The organism is Undibacterium sp. Ji83W (assembly GCF_049340385.1).
In the GTDB taxonomy this organism is placed as follows: domain Bacteria; phylum Pseudomonadota; class Gammaproteobacteria; order Burkholderiales; family Burkholderiaceae_D; genus Undibacterium.
Genome location: NZ_JBMPOZ010000009.1, coordinates 76389 through 98377, shown reverse-complemented (window position 1 = coordinate 98377; position 21989 = coordinate 76389). Strand labels below are relative to the sequence as shown.

Annotated in this window: 21 protein-coding genes; 6 read left to right on the top strand and 15 right to left on the bottom strand. The window is 48.3% G+C overall.

Features of this window, described 5'->3' with window-relative positions; genetic code table 11:
• Positions 1 to 5 precede the first annotated feature (5 nt).
• From ACO0LD_RS16245 to ACO0LD_RS16220, 6 genes are all read right to left on the bottom strand, one after another.
• Positions 6 to 836: a MinD/ParA family ATP-binding protein gene (locus ACO0LD_RS16245; RefSeq protein ID WP_423008591.1), complete on the bottom strand. Its 831-nt coding sequence runs from the start codon at positions 834 to 836 to the stop codon at positions 6 to 8.
• Positions 829 to 2157 (bottom strand): flagellar biosynthesis protein FlhF, encoded by a 1329-nt coding sequence (gene flhF / locus ACO0LD_RS16240; protein WP_423008589.1) that lies wholly within the window; start codon positions 2155 to 2157, stop codon positions 829 to 831. Before flhF ends, ACO0LD_RS16245 begins: the two co-directional genes overlap by 8 nt.
• A complete protein-coding gene (gene flhA / locus ACO0LD_RS16235; protein ID WP_423008587.1) occupies positions 2154 to 4241 on the bottom strand; it encodes a flagellar biosynthesis protein FlhA in 2088 nt (695 codons plus the stop codon). Before flhA ends, flhF begins: the two co-directional genes overlap by 4 nt.
• Complete coding sequence (gene flhB / locus ACO0LD_RS16230) at positions 4238 to 5425, bottom strand: flagellar biosynthesis protein FlhB (RefSeq protein ID WP_423008585.1); 1188 nt, start codon at positions 5423 to 5425, stop codon at positions 4238 to 4240. The genes flhA and flhB overlap by 4 nt, the downstream gene beginning before the upstream one ends.
• A gap of 239 nt (positions 5426 to 5664) precedes the next feature.
• Entirely contained in the window at positions 5665 to 6915 is a 1251-nt protein-coding gene (locus ACO0LD_RS16225) for an MFS transporter (RefSeq protein ID WP_423008583.1), read from the bottom strand.
• Between the two features lie 88 nt (positions 6916 to 7003).
• Positions 7004 to 8206 (bottom strand): FAD-dependent oxidoreductase, encoded by a 1203-nt coding sequence (locus ACO0LD_RS16220; protein WP_423008581.1) that lies wholly within the window; start codon positions 8204 to 8206, stop codon positions 7004 to 7006.
• A 297-nt stretch (positions 8207 to 8503) separates the two neighbouring features.
• Between ACO0LD_RS16220 and ACO0LD_RS16215 the strand changes: the two genes are divergently transcribed.
• The gene (locus tag ACO0LD_RS16215) at positions 8504 to 9064 is read left to right on the top strand and encodes a TetR/AcrR family transcriptional regulator (protein WP_423008579.1); all 561 of its coding nucleotides are present in this window, start codon (positions 8504 to 8506) and stop codon (positions 9062 to 9064) included.
• 42 nt (positions 9065 to 9106) lie between these two features.
• On the opposite strand, the gene ACO0LD_RS16210 is transcribed toward ACO0LD_RS16215, so the two are convergent.
• The gene (locus ACO0LD_RS16210; RefSeq protein WP_423008577.1) at positions 9107 to 9715 is read right to left on the bottom strand and encodes a TetR/AcrR family transcriptional regulator; all 609 of its coding nucleotides are present in this window, start codon (positions 9713 to 9715) and stop codon (positions 9107 to 9109) included.
• A gap of 317 nt (positions 9716 to 10032) precedes the next feature.
• On the opposite strand from ACO0LD_RS16210, the gene ACO0LD_RS16205 reads away from it, so the two are divergent.
• The gene (locus ACO0LD_RS16205; RefSeq protein WP_423008575.1) at positions 10033 to 10839 is read left to right on the top strand and encodes a substrate-binding periplasmic protein; all 807 of its coding nucleotides are present in this window, start codon (positions 10033 to 10035) and stop codon (positions 10837 to 10839) included.
• 90 nt (positions 10840 to 10929) lie between these two features.
• On the opposite strand, the gene ACO0LD_RS16200 is transcribed toward ACO0LD_RS16205, so the two are convergent.
• The 3 genes from ACO0LD_RS16200 to ACO0LD_RS16190 are packed head-to-tail and all read right to left on the bottom strand — an operon-like array spanning position 10930 to position 14172.
• Positions 10930 to 11790: a M48 family metallopeptidase gene (locus ACO0LD_RS16200; RefSeq protein ID WP_423008573.1), complete on the bottom strand. Its 861-nt coding sequence runs from the start codon at positions 11788 to 11790 to the stop codon at positions 10930 to 10932.
• A 1-nt stretch (position 11791) separates the two neighbouring features.
• On the bottom strand, positions 11792 to 12292 hold the full coding sequence (locus tag ACO0LD_RS16195) for an SH3 domain-containing protein (RefSeq protein ID WP_423008571.1): 501 nt from the start codon (positions 12290 to 12292) through the stop codon (positions 11792 to 11794).
• Positions 12289 to 14172, bottom strand: a complete 1884-nt coding sequence (locus ACO0LD_RS16190; protein WP_423008569.1) for a CHASE2 domain-containing protein — start codon at positions 14170 to 14172, stop codon at positions 12289 to 12291. Before ACO0LD_RS16190 ends, ACO0LD_RS16195 begins: the two co-directional genes overlap by 4 nt.
• A 312-nt stretch (positions 14173 to 14484) precedes the next feature.
• Between ACO0LD_RS16190 and ACO0LD_RS16185 the strand changes: the two genes are divergently transcribed.
• Together ACO0LD_RS16185 and ACO0LD_RS16180 are read left to right on the top strand one after the other, a co-directional pair.
• Positions 14485 to 15210, top strand: coding sequence for a hypothetical protein (locus tag ACO0LD_RS16185; protein ID WP_423008567.1), 726 nt, complete (start codon positions 14485 to 14487; stop codon positions 15208 to 15210).
• A 53-nt stretch (positions 15211 to 15263) separates the two neighbouring features.
• Positions 15264 to 16388 carry an acyltransferase family protein gene (locus ACO0LD_RS16180; protein ID WP_423008565.1) on the top strand — a complete coding sequence of 375 codons (1125 nt, stop codon included), beginning with the start codon at positions 15264 to 15266 and terminating at the stop codon, positions 16386 to 16388.
• Positions 16389 to 16412: 24 nt separating this feature from the next.
• Here the strand turns inward: ACO0LD_RS16180 and ACO0LD_RS16175 are convergent, their stop codons facing one another.
• Entirely contained in the window at positions 16413 to 17432 is a 1020-nt protein-coding gene (locus tag ACO0LD_RS16175; protein ID WP_423008563.1) for an amidohydrolase family protein, read from the bottom strand.
• Positions 17433 to 17884: 452 nt separating this feature from the next.
• Between ACO0LD_RS16175 and ACO0LD_RS16170 the strand changes: the two genes are divergently transcribed.
• Positions 17885 to 18259 (top strand): RidA family protein, encoded by a 375-nt coding sequence (locus ACO0LD_RS16170; protein ID WP_423008561.1) that lies wholly within the window; start codon positions 17885 to 17887, stop codon positions 18257 to 18259.
• Positions 18260 to 18332: 73 nt separating this feature from the next.
• Here the strand turns inward: ACO0LD_RS16170 and ACO0LD_RS16165 are convergent, their stop codons facing one another.
• From ACO0LD_RS16165 to ACO0LD_RS16150, 4 genes are all read right to left on the bottom strand, one after another.
• Entirely contained in the window at positions 18333 to 18830 is a 498-nt protein-coding gene (locus ACO0LD_RS16165; RefSeq protein ID WP_423008559.1) for a hypothetical protein, read from the bottom strand.
• A 797-nt stretch (positions 18831 to 19627) separates the two neighbouring features.
• Positions 19628 to 19993, bottom strand: coding sequence for an agenet domain-containing protein (locus ACO0LD_RS16160; RefSeq protein ID WP_423008557.1), 366 nt, complete (start codon positions 19991 to 19993; stop codon positions 19628 to 19630).
• A 262-nt stretch (positions 19994 to 20255) separates the two neighbouring features.
• Positions 20256 to 20489, bottom strand: a complete 234-nt coding sequence (locus ACO0LD_RS16155; RefSeq protein WP_423008555.1) for a hypothetical protein — start codon at positions 20487 to 20489, stop codon at positions 20256 to 20258.
• Between the two features lie 245 nt (positions 20490 to 20734).
• Entirely contained in the window at positions 20735 to 21442 is a 708-nt protein-coding gene (locus tag ACO0LD_RS16150; RefSeq protein WP_423008553.1) for a DUF2628 domain-containing protein, read from the bottom strand.
• Positions 21443 to 21640: 198 nt separating this feature from the next.
• Here ACO0LD_RS16150 and ACO0LD_RS16145 point away from each other — a divergent pair, with 198 nt between their 5' ends.
• Positions 21641 to 21793 carry a hypothetical protein gene (locus tag ACO0LD_RS16145; RefSeq protein WP_423008551.1) on the top strand — a complete coding sequence of 51 codons (153 nt, stop codon included), beginning with the start codon at positions 21641 to 21643 and terminating at the stop codon, positions 21791 to 21793.
• The last annotated feature ends 196 nt before the right edge of the window (positions 21794 to 21989 follow it).

Genomic DNA, 21989 nt, shown 5'->3' with positions numbered 1-21989 from the left:
TTTGATTACATTCCGAGACCGACACCCAGCTCAGGGACTCCCTCTAAACATAATGTGGAACGCGCGGTCTTCGCCAATTGTTCAGCCAGCCGGGAGAATGCCAGCGAAGCAAGGGCTTTAGGAAAAGCATCAATCACAGAGCGTCCCAAATGTGCAGCCTTTCTTACATGTTCATCTTCCGGCACATTGCCGACGTAGTGCAGCGGCACTGCCAGATAACGGCTGGCCGCTTGCGCCATATTTGTATAAATCAATCTCGCCTCTTTTTCCGATGCACCGGATACTAAAATACCATAACCACGCCTGCCAAGGCGGTTGCTCACACGCTTGATCAGGCCATAAGCAGCCTTGATCATGTCCGGATCAGCCGAAACCTGTATCACCAGCTCGCTGTCGTCCAGCGTCGCCAGTGGGAAACTGTCATCCAGATTGATCTCGCTATCCACGATGACCAGGTCAGCACGATTCGCCGCCACATCAAACACTTTGGACAATTGTCGCGTGTTTTCTTGCGGCAGCCACGCATGGCGCGCCAACATCGTCACCGACAAGCCGGAAGCGACCAATTTCACTGCTTCCTTCATTGTACGCTGTTGTTTCGCTACATCCAATAAGGTCTGATCAAGGTTGGCATTCAACCAAGCGCCCACGCTGTTTTCTGAAGAGCGCGCATCCACCATCAACACCTGATTACCCTGACGTGCCAGTGACACCCCCAGATTAACCAGCATGCCGCTTTTTTCATCTTCCCTCAATGCTGACAAAAAAGTAAACACTCTTGGTTTTGGCCCAGCCAGCATGCGGCGCAGGCCTTCAGCCTGATCGAAACTAGCCAAGGGACACCTCCTGACCAGCACGTCCTGATGCTTGAGCAGCATTGACTGCACCAGCCATCAGCAGAGGCAATTCTTCATCGAGATAACGGAAAGCAGCCGTTTCGCGCTTGAGTTTGAAAGCACGGTCTATCAAATACAGCTTGTTGGCAATATGCAGATCCTCAGGCACGCGCTGACCACTGGCGACGTAATACACCATGAGCTTCTGGCGTATCGCAATATCAAGCGCACCACCTATGGTTGCTGCCTCATCGAGTTTGGTCAAAATGCAACCTGCCAGGCCATTGCCCTGATAAGCACGCACCACTTCGCTCAAGGTTTCACCGGTTGATGTCGCATTCAGGCACAGCAAACGCTTCACTGGAGTGTCTGTTCCAGACAACATCGCCACCTGTTCAGTCACCATTTTATCGCGCTGACTGACACCGACAGTATCGATCAAGACCGTGTGCTTGTTCTTGAGCTCGGACAAGGCTATGCGCAAATCAGCTTCATCCTTGACGGCATGTACCATCACACCCAGGATTTTGCCGTAGATGCGCAATTGTTCAAAGCCGCCGATACGATAACCGTCTGTGGTGATCAGTGCCAGTTTGGAGGGGCCATGACGCATCACGCAACGGGCTGCCAGCTTGGCCGTGGTCGTGGTTTTGCCCACACCTGTAGGACCGACCAGGGCATACACGCCACCCTTTTCCAGCATTTCATTTTCATTGTCGATCGTAGACAGATTGCGTACCAGGATGTTTTTGATCCAATCCAGGCCATTTTCGACCTTGCCAGTTTCTGGCAGTTTTTCTACCAGGTAGCGGGACAGGCTGGCGCTAAAGCCGGTAGCCAGCAATTCACGCAAAATCTCTGCTTTTTGCGGCTGGCGTTTTTGTGTCTGAGTCCAAGAAATTTCTGCCAGTTGCGATTCCAGCATACTGCGCATGGAACGTATTTCTGACATCACGTCATTGAGTTCATTGGCGCTCACCGGCGCTTCGATTTCACTGGTGAAATTGGGTACGCTGGGCGTACTGATCGCCGCCCTGAAGGATGGCCTAGCTACAGGCTCATCAGCACGTGCAATGGTACGCTGTCTGACGACAGGTTCCTCAGGCTGGAAACGTGGTGCAAAGCGCGGCACCTCAGGTACTGGCGCCTCATCGCTGGAAGTGGGTTCAATAGCGCTGATGGCTTCATCGGCCATCGCCAGAATCTCCACCTTGCCGCCCACATTACGGTTCGACAAGATCACGGCATCTGCCCCCAAAGCATCGCGCAACATGCGCAAGGCTTCGCGAGAAGTATTCGCGGTAAATTTTCTGACGTTCATGATTGACCTCCGACCAGACTGGTGACTCTAATGGTTTTTGTTTCAGGTACTTCTGCGTGTGACAAGACTTTAAGTTGCGGCAAATTGCGGCGCAGGAAGCGCGACAGCAAGGCACGTAACGGTGCGGGCACCAGCAAGACCGGTGTCAGGCCCATTTGCTCCTGATGCTGGGCGGCTGCCTCGGTCTGGCTCGCCAGGGTATCGGCCAGGCCGGGTTCTATGCCTGAGCCATCGGCGCCGCTGGTTTGCAGTGCTTGCATCAGCAGGCGTTCAAGGCGGCTATCCAGCGTCATGACCGTCATCTCATTCCCGGTCGGGAAGATTTGCTGGACGATGGCACGGCCCAGCGCGATCCTGACTTGCGCCGTCAGTTCATTGGCATCCTGGGTGTGCATGGCTTGCTCAGACAAAGTCTCTATGATGGTGCGCATGTCACGGATATGCACACCTTCGATGAGCAGGTTCTGTAATACTTTTTGCAGCACAGACAAAGGCAGGGCTTTTGGCACCAGTTCTTCCACCATTTTCGGCATGTCTTTTGCCAGATGATCCATCAGCAGTTGTACTTCCTGACGGCCCAGCAATTCAGCTGCGTGGCTGGTGATCAGGTGATTCAAATGGGTAGCGATAACAGTACCAGAATCGACCACGGTATAGCCCATGGATTGTGCCTGTTCGCGCATGGCAGCTTCTATCCAGACCGCAGGCAAGCCAAAGGCAGGATCATTCGTGACAGCACCGGGCAAGTTGCCAGTTACCATGCCAGGGTTGATCGCCAGATACTGACCACTAAGCGCTTCACCGGCACCGACTTCCACGCCTTTGAGAGTAATCCTGTAAGCCGAAGGTTTCAGCTCCAGATTGTCGCGAATATGGACAGGCGGCGACAAAAAACCGACTTCTTGAGCGAATTTTTTGCGTATGCCTTTGATACGGCGCAACAGCTCGCCACCCTGATTTTTGTCCACCAGCGGAATCAGGCGATAACCAACCTCCAGGCCCAGGGTATCGACAGGCAAAATATCTTGCCAGGTCGCTTCTTCCATTTCCTGACTGGCGCTGGCAGGAGCTTCAGCCTTTTCTTCTACGAGCGGAGCAGTCTGAGCACGCTTGTTCAGCATATAGCCACCACCAATCAGTATGGCTGCCAGCAGAATAAAGGCAATATGCGGCATGCCAGGAATAATGCCCATGCCACCGATGATGCCGCCAGTGATGATCATGACCTGGGGTTTGGCAAACAACTGCCCTATCAACTGTCCGCTGATATCCTGATCACTGGCGACACGAGAGACCACGACACCAGCCGCCGTTGAAATGATCAGCGAAGGAATTTGCGCCACCAGGCCATCACCAATTGCCAGCAAGGTATAGTTTTTCAGGGCAGTCGCAAAATCCAGGTCATGCTGCACCATGCCGACCACGAGGCCACCAACGATATTGATGACGGTGACCATGATGCCAGCGACTGCGTCACCACGTACATATTTACTGGCACCATCCATGGCACCATAAAATTCAGCCTCTTGGGCGACTTCAGTACGGCGACGACGGGCTTCCTGTTCAGCGATCAGGCCGGCATTCAAATCAGCATCAATCGCCATTTGCTTGCCTGGCATCGCATCCAGGGCGAAACGCGCACCCACCTCAGCGATACGGCCAGCACCCTTGGTGACAACAGTAAAGTTAATGATGGTCAGGATAACGAAGACCACGATACCGACTGTGTAGTTACCACCAATCAAAAAGTGGCCGAAGGCTTCAATCACTTTACCGGCTGCATCCGGCCCTGTGTGACCTTCAGTCAACACCACGCGAGTAGATGCTACGTTCAGAGACAGGCGCAACATGGTACTGACCAGCAGCACAGTTGGAAACACCATGAAATCCAGGGGTTTGATCGTGTACAAACTGGTCAGCAAAACAATAATCGCAATCGCAATATTGAAGCTGAAAAACACATCCAGAATAAACGCTGGCAAAGGCAAAATCATCATCGCCAGCATCAGGATGATGAGGAAAGGCGCAGCCAGCGCCCTGGTATTCATGCCATTCATCCAGGCAGGTAAGGTGAAACTATTCATGCCTGGACTCCTGCTTGATTAACTGTTTGATTTTGTGTTTGATTTTGTGTTTGATTATTAGGATCAAGCTCTGGCGGTACAGGCAAATCATTTGGTTCTACAGGTTTATTGCCACCGATTTTGGTGTAACTGCGCAATTGATAGACATAGGCCAGCACCTCAGCCACAGCAGCGTACAGAGCTTCAGGAATCTCGTCACCAAGCTCAGTGTGTTTATATAGAGCGCGTGCCAGCGGTGGCGCTTCCAGCAAGGGAACATTGTGTTCTTTCGCCAGTTCACGAATTTTGGCAGCAACCGCATCAGCACCCTTGGCGATCACTTTGGGGGCACCATTGCCGCCCTCGGCATATTTCAGCGCCACAGCAAAGTGAGTCGGGTTGGTGACGACGACGTCAGCTGTCGGGATTTCAGACATCATGCGGCGGCGTGCCATCTCACGCTGCTGGGCGCGAATTTTCGCCTTGATTTGTGGATTACCGTTGGCCTCTTTGGATTCCTGCACCACTTCCTGGTGTGTCATCTTCAGCTTTTCAGCGTATTGCCACATTTGATAAGGTGCATCAATCGCAGCGATCACAGCCAGCGAGCCAACGATGGCCAGAAAACAGACACCCATCATGTGGCCGACGTGGGCTGGGCCAGATTTCAGCGATTCCAGCGGCAAGGCAAAAATGGCATTCTTTTGCCCCATGATGACTATCCAGGCAACGGTGCCAACCAGAATGGTTTTGATGATGGCCTTGATCAACTCCACACCAGCGCGGGTGGATATCATATTACCCAGACCAGAAATCGGGTTCATGCGCGAAAAATTCGGGGTCAAAGCCTTTGAACTGAACAACCATCCACCTATCAGCAAAGGCGAGCCAAGCGCCACCACCATCAATAGTCCCGCAACTGGTGCAAAAGCCACCAGCACTTCCATCAGGCTGGCGGCGATTTTTGAAAACAGGAGTTCATGGTCATAGATAATCGCCCGCTCCAGTGACAAACCCGCTACCAGGGCATGATTCAACTGATGTACCAGTCCGTCACCCATACCCCATAGCGCCCCTCCTGCTGCCAGCAGGATGGTACAGGTAGACAGTTCACGTGAACGCGGAACGTCGCCCTCTTCCCGCGCCTGTTCAAGGCGCTTGGGCGAGGCCGGTTCGGTTCTTTCAAGATCGCTATCTTCGGCCATTGCCGACTCCTGTTATTTCCTCAAAGCAAGTACTGCTTTGATTACGCAAATGTACAGGTGTAATTATTGGCTATGACAGAAGCACAAGATGCGGGGAATAAAGGAAGAAATACCCCTTAGCTCTGGGGAAAGACTGGCCCTTTATGCTCAAAGGGCAGTGAATGACTGAAATCTGAACGTCCGCCTTGTGGCAGAGCATTCAGATTTTCTGTTGAAATGAGCAATTGAAATGTAAATGATCAGGCAGGAACAGCAACAACTGGCGTTGCCACCATACGGTGTATGAAATACATCATGACAGCGGTCAGCAACACAGTACAAACCAGAATGTCACCCAGCAAATCAAAATGCAATATAGCACCACCGTCAGGCTGGCTGACGATCATACCGGCAACCACAGAACCAACACCACCGGCAATTTGCTGCAACGATGAATTGATCGCCATGAATGCGCCCCGGCTGTCAGCCGCTGGCACAGCCGACATCATTGCCTGGGCCGGGATCATGCGGGAAAAAATACCAACAAAGAGCAAGACATTGACCAGGATGACCATAGGCAATGGCGTAATACCAAGACGGGTATAGATCAGCGCCATGATGATGGTCATTACCGCACCGAATAAAAATACGCGGTATTTGCCAAATTTATCACTGAGCTTGCCCACCAGAGGGCCAGTAATAATCGCACCGAATCCGGTGACCAGATAAACGATAGGCAATTCCTTCATTGAAATGCCCAGGTTATTAACTGAAAAAGCACTGCTGAATGGCATCAGCATGTAGCCGCCGATACTCAGGAAGCCAGTTGCCGCAAATGCCAGCAAATACCTTGGTGTTGCTATCGTATCCCGCAAATGATGGAAAGGGTTGCGGTCAGATTGCAATTTCAAATGGCCGTCTATCGGTTTCAGGTTCGCGATGATGATAACGCCGACCAATGCAGCCATGCCCACGATCATCAGGAAAGGCGCATGCCAGCCCCAATGAGCAGACAGATAAAGACCAATAGGCAAACCCAGGATTTGACTACCGGCAAACGCCGATTGCAACACGCCCATGACCCTGCCGCGCATGCTGAAAGGGAACAAGTCTGTCGTAATCGCCATCACTATGGAGCCAATGACGCCACCGAACAAGCCAGTCACGATACGGGCAAATAACAGGAAATAGAAATTAGGCGCGATACCACAAAGCAGGGTGCCAAGAATAAAACCAACATAAAAGAACAGTAGCAGCTTTTTGCGGTCAAAACGGTCAGCAAAACCCGCTGCTGCAAAACCGGCGATACCAGCACTGAAGGCGTAGGCCGACACCACCACGCCAAACTGTGAAGGTGTGATATTTAAAGCTGGCATCAGGATCGCACCCAGGGGTGACATGATCATGAAATCCAGAATGATAGTGAATTGTAAAAATGCCAGTATGGCGAGTACAAATTTTTGATAGCCAGTGAACTGCGCTGGCGGCTCAGCAGATATGGATTGATTCATATTTTCTTTCTTTCGAATTGAAACTCAGACTCTTTTTCATGGTCTGAGTTCATATTTTTTGTAGTCTTTATGCAGTTTTTTTCATCGCTCAGGCAGCTTCCCTGAAGCCATCTTTTTGCAAAAGCACGTCCTGATTTCCAGCAAAGAATTCCCTGAAAAACGGCACTGCTTCATAGGAATGGAAGACCTTGGTAAATCTCAGTGTCTCTGCCGCGGTCTCTGCATTGCGTGTGCGCATCTCTGCTTCATAAGCAGCGATGGCTGTACGCATATCAGCCATATCAGGGTTCAGCAATTGATTCGCCAGCACCATGGCATCCTGCATCGCCATGTTCACACCCTCGCCTGCATACGGCGGCATGACATGGGCAGCATCACCCAGCATGGTCAGGTTAGACAAGGATGGCCAGTTTTGATCAACCGGCGCACAAAATTGTGGACGCGGTATGAAAGGGAGAGTGGCATGCCTGAATAATTCTGCCCAGATATCACTCCAACCCTTGAATTCCTGCTTGAACCAGGCGAATACCTGATCACGATCAGAAAAATCGATCCCGCATTTTGCATGCCAATGCTGATCCGCTTTATGCCCAGTGTAAAAAGCCACGCTGCCGTCGCCTTTCAACACGATGAATAAAGTCTTTTCATCGTCAAGCACACAAACTTTGCCGCCATCCAGCAATTCATATAATTCTGGAATAGTGGTTTTTACATCAGCGACACTCCCCTCCAGCACAGTCACACCAGAATACTCAGGTGCAAGCGGTGTGATATAGGGACGTATTTTTGAGTTTGCGCCATCGGCAGCGATGAGCAAATCAGCAGTAAATTTGTCGCCGTTTTCAAATGCAATTTCAACTGACTCTTCTGTCCTTTGCAAAGACGAGAAACGGGCATCCCACACTACGGTGTCGTCAGCCAGTGAAGCTAGCAGCAAATTCCTCAACGGGCCACGATCTATCTCTGGCCTGTCATTGCTCTCTGAATCAAGCTCATCAATGATGACTGCCGCCTGCGCATCCACAAACAGCATTTTTTCGGCACCTGGGCGATAAGCCTGCTCAAATGCATCCATCAAACCCGCTGCACGCAAGGCTGACAAACCTGAATCTTCATTCAGATTCAGGGTCGCACCCTGCACCCTGGCAAACTGATTGATATCCCTCTCAAACACTTTCACTTTCGCACCATGCATCTGTAGCAGGCGCGCCAATGTCAACCCGCCAGGCCCTGCACCGATGATGGCAATCTGCTTGTCGAGTATCGAGCTTTGCTTATGGATTTGTGTCATTACGATTATTCCGGTTTTATCCATCTCATTGCATGCTTTTACAGCAATATAGTTTGCACACTTAGTTTGCACACTTGATGAATAGACGTTTTGAAATTGCAAATATTGCAGGGAGCCGGGGATTTTCTGCTTATCTCAACAAACTTTGATTGAAATCAGCAACCTGAATACTGCCTTGAGTCACACTATAATTTAACCAAATTAAAAAGTAAAGTCACTTAATTATTTAATTCAAATAACAAAAGCTGCTAAAATGATGACAAGACACTTATGCAAAGACACGACACGAGGCAAGTAATGGGACTCAGGGAATTAAAGAAGGCGAAAACCAGGAAAATGATTTCCGATCTGGCAACGCAGTTGTTTATGGAAAAAGGCTATAACGAAGTCACGACGGCAGAAATCGCCAGACTGGCAGAAGTGTCTGTGCCTACGCTGTTCAAATACTTCCCAACTAAAGAAACCCTGGTATTTGATGAAGAAGACGAGCGGGAAGAAAGACTGATTGCTGCCGTTACAGACAGGAAAAAAGGCGTATCCATACTGGACGCCTTACTTGAGCATTTTGGCAGCTTTATGGCTTTTGACGTGGACAAAAAGAAAGAGGTAGACGCCTTCAGGAAGTTGATTTATTCCACACCTGACTTATATGTCTACGCCAAACAAATCTGGATGCGGTATGAAAAATCATTGGCTGTCGTGTTGCAGCAAGAAACAAAAAATAAACTTGAGAAAGCCGAAGCAGAGGCCATAGCCCACTTTATTCTGGATGCGTTCCATCGTTCGAAAGATGCTGAAAATCCCAGAGCTTCCCTGCATACCCTGTTCAATATGATGAAAAATGGCTGGAAAGAGTAGCTCTCCTGAAGACGGGCGCAATCAGTAAAATATCAAAGATTTTCAGACAGGCACTTGTGCTGCCAGACTGTTTTCTATAAATGCCCTGGCGGTAGTCGCCGCATAGCCTTGTGGCATGATATCGCCCGCTGCACTGGCGAGTTGAAACGCCCCCTCCATAAAAGCCAGCAGGCCAGCCGCCAGCTCAGCGACACCATCAATGCGCTTCTTTTGGTCTTGCAGGCATGCAGTCAGTAGAGCCTGTATTAATACCAGTTCAGCCACAATGGCTTCTTGAAACACGGCACGCACCTCTGGCTGCCTGACAGCTTCAGCACCGATTACCACCCAGGCCGAGACCGCCTCAGGCATTGCGCCCTCCCCTTTGGCCAGCCGCGCGTTGATATATGCCAGCAGCTTTTCTTGCGGCGTGCTGGCAGTTGCTGCCAGTGCGTCATAGCGCGCACGTGACATGGTCGCCAGCAATTTGACCAGATAAAGCAGGATCTCACCCTTGCTCTTGAAATGGTAATGGATCAAACCCGGAGCCAGCCCAGCCTGTTTGGCGATCGCCAGGATGGTGGCTTTTTCATAGCCATGCTCTGCCATGACAGACAATAGTGCAAAAACGATCTCTTTACGGCGCTGCTCGGTATTGGATTTTCTCGACATGGTAAAAGCCTGCTCGTTATTTTGGTTATCAAACCAAATTCTACTTGGTTTCAATAACTATAAGCACCTGAATGCAAACAAAGTATTCAGGGTCCAAGAACAGACAAAATTCGGGCAATTGCAGACTACAATCAGGCCGGATTATTAGCCTGTATAGTGCAGGATTTTTGAGACAACATTCAGACACCCATCTTCGTGGCATGCGCTGATTCCATGATGTCTACACAAAAAAATAATCCGCTTATCAAAATGCAATGCCCTCATTGCGCCATTTTTTAGAAACACCAATTGGCTTTAAACTGCCGTCGAGAACACCTATGTTGCACCGCTTTAAACAGCTAGTCTGTCTTCTGTCATTGTCAGTATTCGCACTGTTGCCAGCATCTGCGGGCTCAACCAAACCCGACAGCGATAAACCCACCATCAAACTCTTCCTGCAAGAAAGCCTGGACATTCATGGCCGGCAATTGCCACTGGACCGCGACCTGGAAGCCATACTCATTTATTTTGAACGTGAATCCGGCATACGCTTTGACAAGCAGTTACTGCCATGGAACCGTGCGCAACTCATGGCGCAAAATGGCGAAGGTATTATTTTTGGCATTTCCAAATCACCAGAACGCCTGAAGCTGTATCACTTTTCCATCCCCGTCGTCAGTGAAAAAATCTGGGCGATCACCTATGGTGACCCTCGTCCCAATTTTCAATCCATGGAAGACCTGCGTGGCAAAACCGTCAGCATAGGCCGCGGCTTCAGCCACGGTATGGATTTTGAAAAGGCCAAGAATGTCGTCTTCCAGGTACAGGAAGACTCCGCCTCATCCGCCGCACGCTTTAAAAAACTCATGAACCGCCGCAGCGACATCATGCTCTGGCCCGTACGCCAGTTGCAGCATGCAAACCAGGTAGAAGCCTACCTGCGCGACCAACTCATCCCCAGCTTCAATGATCCCGAACTGACGGGCAAGACTTTCTATGTATCAGCCAGACCAGTGTTTTATGACACCACCCACTTCGCAGCAGCGAATGGCAAATTTGAAGCAGAAATGGAAAAGCTGAATGTGGTGATACGCAAGGGAACTGCGAATGGAAAATTGTCTAAATTGCTGGCGAGATTTTATTAGAACAGATACGCAATATGCTGCCCGCCACAAATAAAAACGCCGCTCAAGTTTTTACTTGATGCGGCGCTTTTTATTCAATAGCTTAATTTATTAACGGCTGAATTCCTTAAGACGTTCTTCAATTGTTTTTCCAGCGATCCAATTGCCAGATCCAAAACGCGACCTCATTGCTTTATCAAGGCTATCAATACGATCATTTGGCGAAGGATGTGTTTCAAATAGGAGACTGAAGTTACTATCCTGAGAACTCTTGGACTGCAGTGTCTGCAAGACTGCTGGCAAGCCATAAGGGTCATAACCGGCTCTGGCAGCGATTACAACTGCGATACGATCAGCCTCGTATTCATCGCTCTTATCCAAACCTTTGGAGTACACTTCTTTCGCGGCCTTCAAAGCCATTTCCTTATACTCTGCAAGATTCCCTTTAGCATAATTATTTACTATAAGATCTGCTCCAAAGCCAAGAAATCCCTTGGTTTTCAATGCTGCTAAATAGTGCTTGCGCAAGACATGCGCAATTTCGTGTGATAAGACACCGACCAGCTCACTCTCATTATGCATACGCGCCAGTAAACCCCTAGTCACAAAAATATTACCACCGGGCGTAGCAAATGCATTAAAGCCATCATCGTCTAACACACCAAAGGTCCAGGGCAAATCAGGTCTTTCGGTTTGCAAAGTCAACCAACGACCCAAATTATTTACATAACGTTGAGCACCTGCATCATTCCACAAAGGCTTCGCACCCAATAAAGTTGCAGCAAACTCTTGCCCTAAAGCGATTTCTTGTGGCTCATCAATTTCTTTGGTTTGTTCAATTAAATTCTTTGCAGCTTCGGCATGCTTTCCAATACCATTTCCTAAATTTTTTATAAAGTCAAACTGGGCAGAGGCTGACGCGCAACATGTAATTGCGATACTGGCAATCAACAATTTTTGAAAATTTCGCATCTTAGTTATCCTCCCGCTTGGTATTTCTACTCTGGTCTAAATACTCTATCCTGTTACCAGACAATTTTGATCGTTGACCAAATGATTGTGCGGTATTTCTATCTATTGCCCCTCTCTGCATTTTTTGATATTCAGAATAATTTGGCGAAGCGCGGGCAAGATCTGTTTTATCCAGACCATTAACTCCAGTGCCGACAGAACCAGTATTGGAAGTGCGTCCAAGGACTTTTAGAGTATTTACAGAATTGCTCGTGCCGTTACTTTCAAAGCGCAATGACATCATATCCACCCAACCTAGCTGCCCATTCGTAGTTTTGACTTGTTGCCATGCACCTTGGCGCTGTATCGCGTCCAATTTTGTTTGGCTGGACAGCGTTGCCAAAACCGCAGAATCAGCGCTGGCTTTTTCCAGCAATGCAGTTGATCTTATTGTTGAAGCCGAATCTGCATAGGCAACTCCAGCGTATGCCAGACTGGTTAACATTAAAATGGGGATTCTCATTGACTCTTCCTTTTTGGTTCGTATAACTCAACTTCAGCAGCCCGTCCCTTTACGGGGAAAGCACCACGCAAAATAAAATCAAAACCGGATTCCTGGCAAGCAAGCATGGTATCTTTGGTCACGAGAATACGTGATATACCTTTTGTCAAACCTTCTACACGACTTGCAAGATTCACGGCGTCACCGATTGCTGTGTAGTCAAGCTTACGTTTAGCACCGATAAAGCCTACCACAGCAGTTCCTGTATGTACACCTATGCCGACATCAAAATCAGGCAAATCCGATTCATCTCCGTACAACTCCTCTTTAAAAGCAAGTAAGTTCTCCTCCATCTCAAGCGCCGCTGCAACTGCCCGTTTGGCGTGATCAGGATCGTCCAATGGAGCCCCCCAAAAAGCCATGATACAGTCACCAATAAACTTGTCCAAGGTACCACCATGACGCCATACGACCTCAACTTGTCTTTCAAAATATCTGTTAAGCAACTTGACCACTTCATCCGGTGGCCGGCTCTCTGAGAGAGTGGTAAAGCCACGTATATCGGAGAACAACAGACTTATCTCACGCATCTGGCCAGACAAACTTTCTACAGTTTCACCATGATCGACAATTTTTCGTACCACTTCAGGATTGAGGAAGCGTCCAAACAACGATACTGTCCTGTCACGTGTGCGACGCTCACGTAAATATCCCGCTATCGCTGCGGACAAAAACCAAGTCCACGCAAAAGCAAGCGGCGTCACCACAGGTAACATCCGATACCTGAGCACCATTTGGTCCGCCAACAACACGGCCAATCCGGTCATCAGAGTCAATCCACTGCCTATAAGAATTGGATTAATGCGCCGTTGAAACACCAGTACCAACAAAATGATCAAAAATAAGCCGAACAAAAAAGGCCATGTAGCGCCAACCTGTTGCAGGTTATGCCCATTCTTTAAATTATCCAGAGCAACTGCCAGAATATCCACGCCTGGATAGTTTGGGCCCAAAGGTGTCAAATGATGATCAAACAAGCCGCCTGCGGATGACCCAATGACGATGATTTTGTTACGAAAAAGCTGGACGAGTTGTGCTTCTACTTCCGGCGTGAGGTTCGGCCTGTCTTCGGTAAGTGTCTTGAATAAATCAGCATAGGTAAACCGCTGATGCCCTTCATTTGGCCAAGATAATTGAATATCCTTACCAGCAGGCATTGGCCAATTAAAATCTTGGGCAACTCTGGCTGGTAAAGAAGGTAAATGCCAGCCAGCAACGTCAGAGTACAATCGATAGCGACGTAAAACGCCATCACCATCATCCAGACTATTCACCAGGCCCAAACGCCAAGCTTTACGCTCAATCGCCAGCGGTAATTGCAACGCAATCCGTGCACCAGACTTACCTTGATGCTGCAATGCAAAACTATTTGCGATTTCAGATATCGGTACCGCATTATTTGAGCTTGTATCTTGCAATTGCAGGACTTGCATATAAGCGTGAGGAAAATCTCTGATCTGATCCGACAACATGGCATCACTTTTCGGAGCCCCCAGATCAGGTACATTGAAATTGATGTCGAACACCAATGCACGTGGTGCGAACCCAACCAGCGCCGCCGTCATAAAAGCATGAACTTCACGCTTCCAAGCCCACAGGCCAGCGATCTTTTGCATGCCGAGCAAACTTGCATCATCAATATCTACCACCACAATATCCGGGTCAGCTTTGTAGCTAGCCGCATGATGGCGCAGATAAACATCTCCCAAGCGCGACTCTGTCGTCGCCAGCAAACGCAGGCCAAACAATTCCCCGGCCATTGCCACCAGCAGCAATAGCGTCAACGCTGCATACCAGCGTATCGTTGCGCTTTGGATAAAAGGGAAAAGGATTTTCAGCATGCCTTATTGGCTTATAGAACTGACATAGGGATAAATGGATTCCGGCTTGAGCGCATCACATCAATTTAGTGCTTCAGGAGTTTACACTTGTTTATTGTGCAAAAACCAGATTTGCAGGCAACAGCATTTAAGTTCCTTGAAATCTGTAGATTTGCAGCCATAGAAATCAAGACAGATACTACAAATGATATGCACACAGTCGCTGATCAACGTGCATAAAAAGAATATTATTTAATTTGCCAGTTCTGATATGATGCCGCCGCTCCGAGCTTTTTCAACCTGTTCCTGGCCTTACATCTTCAGAGATTTGACATGACATTATCGCGCCATTATTTACAGTTTTTCCTCACTATTGTCATAGGCTGCGCATCCATGCTGACGCAAGCCCGGCAACTTGTACCGGGCGAATATGTCAGCGAAGGCGCTTATAGCAAACTGAACATCACAACTGACAAAACAGGCAAGCTCAGCTTCAGCATTCATTCGCAAGCTGAAGGTAGCTGCGATATGAAAGGTGAGATCGTCGGCGGCAAAGCCACATTGCGTAAAACCAGTATGAAACAAAATTGCGTTTTACGCTTTACTCAAAAGAAAAATGAGATTGCCGTAGATGGCAGCATCGATATTTGCGAACAACATTATTGCTCACTGGCGAACATTACAGACCAATACTTCCAGCCACCCACTTGCAGCACAGCTGAGCGTAGCCAGGCACGCAAAGAATTCAAAACCCTGTACGACAAAAAAGACTACGCAGCAGCATTGGCAAAACTGGAACCCGTACTCAACAATTGCGGCAAAATTCTGGACCGTCTGGAACTTGGCTGGCTACGCAATGACGTGGCACTCGCTCAATATAAATTGCAAATGCCTGAACGCTGTATGGCGACACTGCAGCCATTGGTAGAAGATACCACCGTCAGCGACACCATCCTGGCAAATTATTGCGATTCATGCACTGATGAATTCAATGCAAAATATCATTCCATGATCAAGGCGACCCGCACCAATCTGCGGCTCTGCAAGCCTGCCAAATAAAAGACCATCATCAAGACCTGGCTTGACCCCATAGACCGCATCAACTACCTAACATGCAACCCAAAAGAATCAACGGCCTCGACACCCTGCGCGCCATCGCCATATTGCTGGTACTCATGTCGCACTACTGCGGCTTTGTCAGCAGGCACCAGACCTTTGGTTTCGCTGGCGACATAGGCTGGGCAGGCGTGGATTTATTTTTTGTGCTGAGCGGCTACCTGATCGGCAACCAGATCATGTCTGCCGCAGCGAATGGGCAAGCACTCTCGCTAAAGAATTTTTTCGCCAGACGCCTGCTGCGCACCCTGCCCAACTACTACGTCGTGCTGGCGGCGTATTTTATTTTTCCCGTCGCATTGGCTGGACGTAGCACCTCACCACTATGGCAGTTCCTGACATTCACCCAGAACATAGGGCTGGAATACGGGCAAACCTTCACCCATTCCTGGTCGCTGTGCATAGAAGAACAGTTTTACCTGATACTGCCGATAGTCAGCCTCACCCTGATCAGACTCAAGAGCCCGTTGTGGCTAGCCTGGGGCCTGCTCATTGCAGCGATAGCTGGCGGCATGCTGTTTCGCGGCATGGCATTTCTGGACGGTCATCCTGCATTTGATGCAGAGGTCTACTACTCCAGCTTTGGTCGCTTTGACGAACTACTCCCCGGCGTTGCCATCGCCATGCTCAAGAATTTTCATACAGGCTTATACGACAGACTCATGCGTCACGGCCAGGCACTGCTCATCACAGGCCTGCTGGCCACTGGCGGCGTTCTGTTTTGCATCAACAGCGACGACTACAACAAGCTGATGATCGTCAACTCACTAGGCTTTTCACTCGTCGCCATCAGCTTCGCCATCCTCACCCTGGCTGCCCTCAGCCCGAACAGCTACCTGCATCGCCTGCGCTTGCCTGGTGCAGCACAACTGGCACTGTGGTCGTATGCTGTCTATCTGGTGCACAAACCTGTGTTCATGCTGATAGGAGTGGAATTGGGCAAGCGGCATATAGACGCAAATGCGCCGCTGACCATTGTTCTGGTGACTGCAGCGGGGGTATTTGGTGGGTGGTTGCTGTATCGCTTGGTAGAGACACCGTGTATGCAGATACGGGCGCGTTGGTTTCCAAGCAAAGCCAAACAAGCACAGAATAACCACCTCGTTGAACGCCCCGTTTAGTTTGATCTGAATATAAAAATCTCATTACGGCTCTCCCATTTTTTGATGGCGAGCCATCTCTTCCGGGCTCAATCTTAAAAACCGTGCCGCATTGTTGTACAAAATATCCCTTTTTTGGTCAGTGCTCAGGAAAGGAGCATTTTCAATCACCTTGACCGAACGCTCTATCACGCCAGGCCATACCATTTGGTCAGACCCGAACATGACGCGTTTACCGAAACCTGCATTGACTATCGCTTGCAAGTAAGCATAGAAAGCTGCGGGCGGCTGGGTAAACACGATGACACCAACATCAACATAGACTTGCGGATGCGCGTAAAGAACCGCCAGCATGTCATCCAGTTTAGGGTAGCCAGCGTGCATGATGTAGACGCGCAGTTTTGGATGTCGCACCAGAACTTCTTCTATCGTCAAGGCACTATGTAGTCGCGCACGATAGTTGACGCTGCCGAGATAGATAACACCTGGTGGACCAGTGCCGATATGAATACCAACCGGAATATCCAACTCTTCCGCCAGAGTCCAATACGGCTCCATGCGTGGATCGTCGGGCGCTATACCTGCATATTGGTTGGTGATCTCGCCCAGCACTGCAAGCCGCCCCTCCTTGTTAAGAGCGCGCATGTCTTCCGGTGAAACTTTAGATACTCCAAGCTGAAACTCAAGCCCGGGAATAAATCTGCCGGGCGCAGCCTTGCGCCATGTCGCCACACGCTTTGCAGAGCCGCTCAAAACACCAACGATGTTCAGTTTTTCCATCGCTGCAATAGTCTCGTCCATCAGCGCCTTATCATTCAAAGGTGACCAGACCGGATCTTTGCATGGCGGTTTTTTGAACATCTCCATGAACACGTCTGCATAAGGCGATTTAACAGGATCCCACGCAGGGAAATTGGCGATAGGTGTGCACATACCTAAGGGCGGCGGCCCTTGATCGGCTGCGCCCATTGCATGCAGATGTACGTCAATGATAGGCAGACGCACTTGTGCAAACAACGAAAGAGGAGAAAACAACATCACAAGAAAAATGAGACGCAAATTCATACCACCCCCTGCAATAGTGAAATAAATAACAACTTTTAAACTGCGATTATAATGGTTTGCAATTGACCGACACTGGATAATTGTACTAAAAGGCTGATATTAATTATTAAATAATATGCACTCATCCTTTATTCCTGCAAAAGTAGAAAATCATCATAGAATCGACGGGTTTTTGTTCATTGAAGTTATGCGGAGTACAACATACATACTTGAGTGGTCATGCGATAAGCGATGCTACAATAGCAACACCAAAGCGAAAGCACAAAGATAAACTAAACCTGATTTCGAGGCCGATAATTTGCGCTACAAATTACAGTTCGCATCAGCATTAGACCAAGCCCTACAGTACCTCACGTGAAAGGAGTACGACTTTGGAAAGACGCAGCTTCTGCATCAGTGCCGCATCGTTTGTCGTTGCCATACAATCCACTTCATCCTACGGAGCATCCAACATGAATAGGCGCGCCATCAATCCAGGCAAAACTGGCTGGGCTCAGGGTCACGAGATAAGCAATCCGTCACGCATTCTCTTCATTAGCGGCCAAGTGCCAGAGGCCAGCGATGGCTCCGTCCCAAAAGACTTCAAAGATCAATGCCGTATGGTCTGGGCTAATATCGAAAAGCAGCTTCTGGCAGCGGACATGACACTCAATCACATCGCAAAGATGACGATCTTCCTGTCCGACCGGCGTTATATCCAGGATGCCTACGAAGTGCGGGCTGAGGTGCTTGGCAAGAACACAGTACCGCCAGCGATGACTATCATCATCACTGGCATCTACGATGAAGCATGGCTGTTGGAAATTGAAGCAATTGCAGTGGCATAAGCCAAGCATATTTGCTTCAAGCCACTACCATCATTCCAGCTTGGAAGGCACGACAGCCATTTGCAAGTCATGCTTAGAACTGAGCATGCCAAATTTCGAGTCCGCCTTCGTTGAAAGTATGCCACTGTAATTTTGGCAGCACAGAAATTGCTACTTTGATTTGTTCACCTATGGGACCGGAGACAGGAGCAACATCAAATGCATCTCCAGACATATGGCGGGAAAAATTGCGCAAATCCGCCTCCTTCCAAGAATTCATGACTTTTACAAGGCCAGCAGTAATTTGGTCTGCACGAATTGCTTCGGGATGATCATCAACCCATTTTTGCAGAGCTGCTCGCTGCGGCGTGTCCTTATACGTCAGTTGAATCCATTTTCTTTTTGCCGCGACATTTGTTGCCATCGCAGAAGCCTGCTTTGCAGCGCTCCTACGTCCACTTGTGAACCTGATATCGTTGGGAAACTGTGCAAGTAGTGACTCAGCGGCTTGCTTTGCATTTTCACTCAAATTTAGTCCAGCAATATTGTCAATTACTGCATTGCCACTAGTCTTTGATGCTTTTGCGCCCATTATTTCTCTCCTTTTTTTGATGCCAGCAATGAAGACAAACCCGAAGCACTCTATCTGTTAGGTGCGGTATGCGAAATCATTGAGCGTCTTCTTTCATGGCCTATACCTGAATAAGCATGAATCAAAGTTTATTTAAGTCACGCGAATAATATTGCAAATATAACTAGCCTTTATGGCATTTTAATCAAATCTTATAACTCTTGCCTGATATTTCAATTTTTACTTTAAAAATCGTATTCAAATTACCACTACTGCAATTTTGCACACGGTGCAAAATCGACACAGCATTCTTGGCAGACTGGAGCAAATACCCGGTGCCAGCCAACTGGCGCTGAAGTCATATGCGGTCTATCTGGTACATAAACCTGTGTTCATGCTGAACAATTGGGCAAACGGCACATAGATGCGAATGCGCCGCTGACTATTGACCTGTTCCCCGCTGAAGGGATATTCGGAGGCAGGTTGTTGTACCGCTTGGTGGAAACGCCATTTATGCAAATACGTGCAAAGTGGTTTCCAACAAAAGTGCAGTTGACTACGAAGCAAGGGCTGAGGTCCTTGGCAAGAATGCGGTACCACCAGCGATGACAATTATCATTGCGGGCATTTACAGGCTCATTTACGAAGGAGCCTGGCTGCTGGAGATTGAAGCGATCGCAGTTACATAGACTAAAGCACAAGTCTTAGCACGCTTAAACGCCTGATTATCTGAGGTCATGCAAATACGGACAAAATGGTTTCCGGGCCCAAGTCAGCAGGCTCAAGTAAATTGAATCATGTTATCGGCAATGGTAAAACTAGCGTACCTGTATGCGTGACAGAGGAACAATCTCATTGTCATCACTTGTGTAGCCATCATAGCCTATGAGATAGTTGGTACCTTCCCTCTTTATAACACGGCCTGGATACCAGTCGCCCTTCCACAATATCTTGATTTTGAGCCTCTCTGGCCCCACCCATTCATCATCGTCGGCGGTATAACCGACATAAGTAATCTTGCACTTATCAGACGAAGCCTCGGTAATCGTTGCCTTGTACCAATCACCTTTCCACAACACCTGTGTCGCTCGCCCCACCGTACAGAGCTCTGCAAATGCCGAAGATGAAAAACACAGGGCTAGTATTGCCAGCGAAGACAGTAATGCAGATTTCTTGACGTTCATCACATGCTCCTAAAAGTGGGGAGTTCGGCACAACGAAAGGCTTGTTAAATCCCTATCGCGCAAATCATTTTAGGATCCGGAAAACGGATATGCAAACCGAGAATTACACAAATTAGAGCGGGAAGGCCTACGTCAGATAGATAGACTGATCGATATTCGTCGAGTCTTGCTATTCGTAAAAATGACCGACTTTTGAGGCCTAAGAAACTTGCTTTCGCCTTCCCTAGAGCCGGATAGCCACACACTCTCACCGCGATATCGGTTAAACAGATGTGGCTAAAATAGATTCAATACTGCTGATGTCAAGGTAGGCATCTTGAAATGATTTCCCACTCGGATTAACTATCCGAATTTTCACTATTTTGGAAATATCACTTATCTCCTTGACATAGCCGAAATGGGATATTCCGCTTTTCATGTGAATCGTTACCGCATTTTTTTTGTCATCGGTCGAGGATTTAAAATTTAATGCCAGAACTTCATACATAGATTCCATGTCAGTCTCCTTTTTCGCTGCGACTCAGATTCACTCGTCACATAGTGTAATGTTAATTTCATAAAACACAATGAAATCGCAAAAAAGTAAATGATTCAAATAAATTCCATCAGAAGCCCCCTCAAACCAAACCATGCAGTCGGCCTGCGATAGGTTTGAAGGATGATACTCAAGATCGTCCTGAATTGCCCACACGCAGCATTTGTGACACTCTATTTATTTCAATCCGTTCGGCATTTCTTTAACTACGGGCGCAAACTCATCACTTTAATGATTACAACGCAGACGTTAAGTAATATGACGGGCATTAAAGCCGGAGCTCCAGCACTGCGAATAAGTGACAGGTGCATTTCAGAATCCAGATTAAAAGCACGAATTCTTGATATCTCTGCATTTGCGCGTTTGTAAATGGCTATATTTGCCCAGAATCCAATTGCGATACGCATTAGTAAACTAGCACAGAGAAGCATTGCCATGCCTGCCCTGTCATTGATCCAATGGTCATTATTCAAGGATGAAGCTGCGACCAGGAATACAAATAAAGGTCCGAACTCAACAAGTAACGAGATAATTCCATTGACATACATTTTATTTACAAAGAACCACTGAAGCCCAAACAGCGATGCATATACATTGTAGCCACAGTCCTTCGACTCCTGTTTTTGATATTGAAGCCAGTATCCAGGAAGACGACTTTTCTCGCCGCAAAATGCAATCCACTCTGCCATGAGATCTGGAGCTTTTGCTGAAACTTGATTGGTTTTTTCAATGGGTGATGTCCGGTTTGATCCGTCAAGGTAATCTTGAACGGGATCATTACGGATATGCACAAAGGCAGGAACTTCAAGAGTATCTGGTTTTTCGGGCTTCTCTGCCAATGTGCGTATTGGTGCTTTCGGAAACCCCTTGGGTAATTCAAGATACACATCACCAACTTTGACTCGCTCGGACATAAAAAGGCTGACTTATACGTTATGTTAAAAACGCTTACTGTAATGCATTCGCATAAAAAAGTCAGAGAAACTGCAGGCTGACGATCAACCTCAGCGCGCGTATCGGCAACTCACTGGGATCTCACACATTGCCATCCTGGTGACGCTGAGTCCCACCAGCTATCTGCGCCTCGCCTGCCGGGTGCCGCGCAACTAGTGTTGTGGTCGCATGCTTTCTATCTGGTGCATAAGCCTGTATTCATGCTGATTGATGAGCAGTTAGCCAAGCGACACATAGATGCGACCTTGCCGTTGACTATTGTTCTGGTGACTGCAGCGGGGTCTTTGGTGGGTGGTGGTTGTATCGCTTAGTGGAGACGCCATTTATGCGGATACGGGCAAGGTGGTTTCTTATAAGGGATACGGCCACCAACAGTCCAGCTCATTAAAACGCCGTGCTTATCTTAATGGTGCAGTTGGTGAAATGAAATATAAAAGCGAAGACGCCATTCAAGTACCGCTTCACTTGTCATAACAGCAAAATTTGCCAAAAATATTCAGTAAAGTT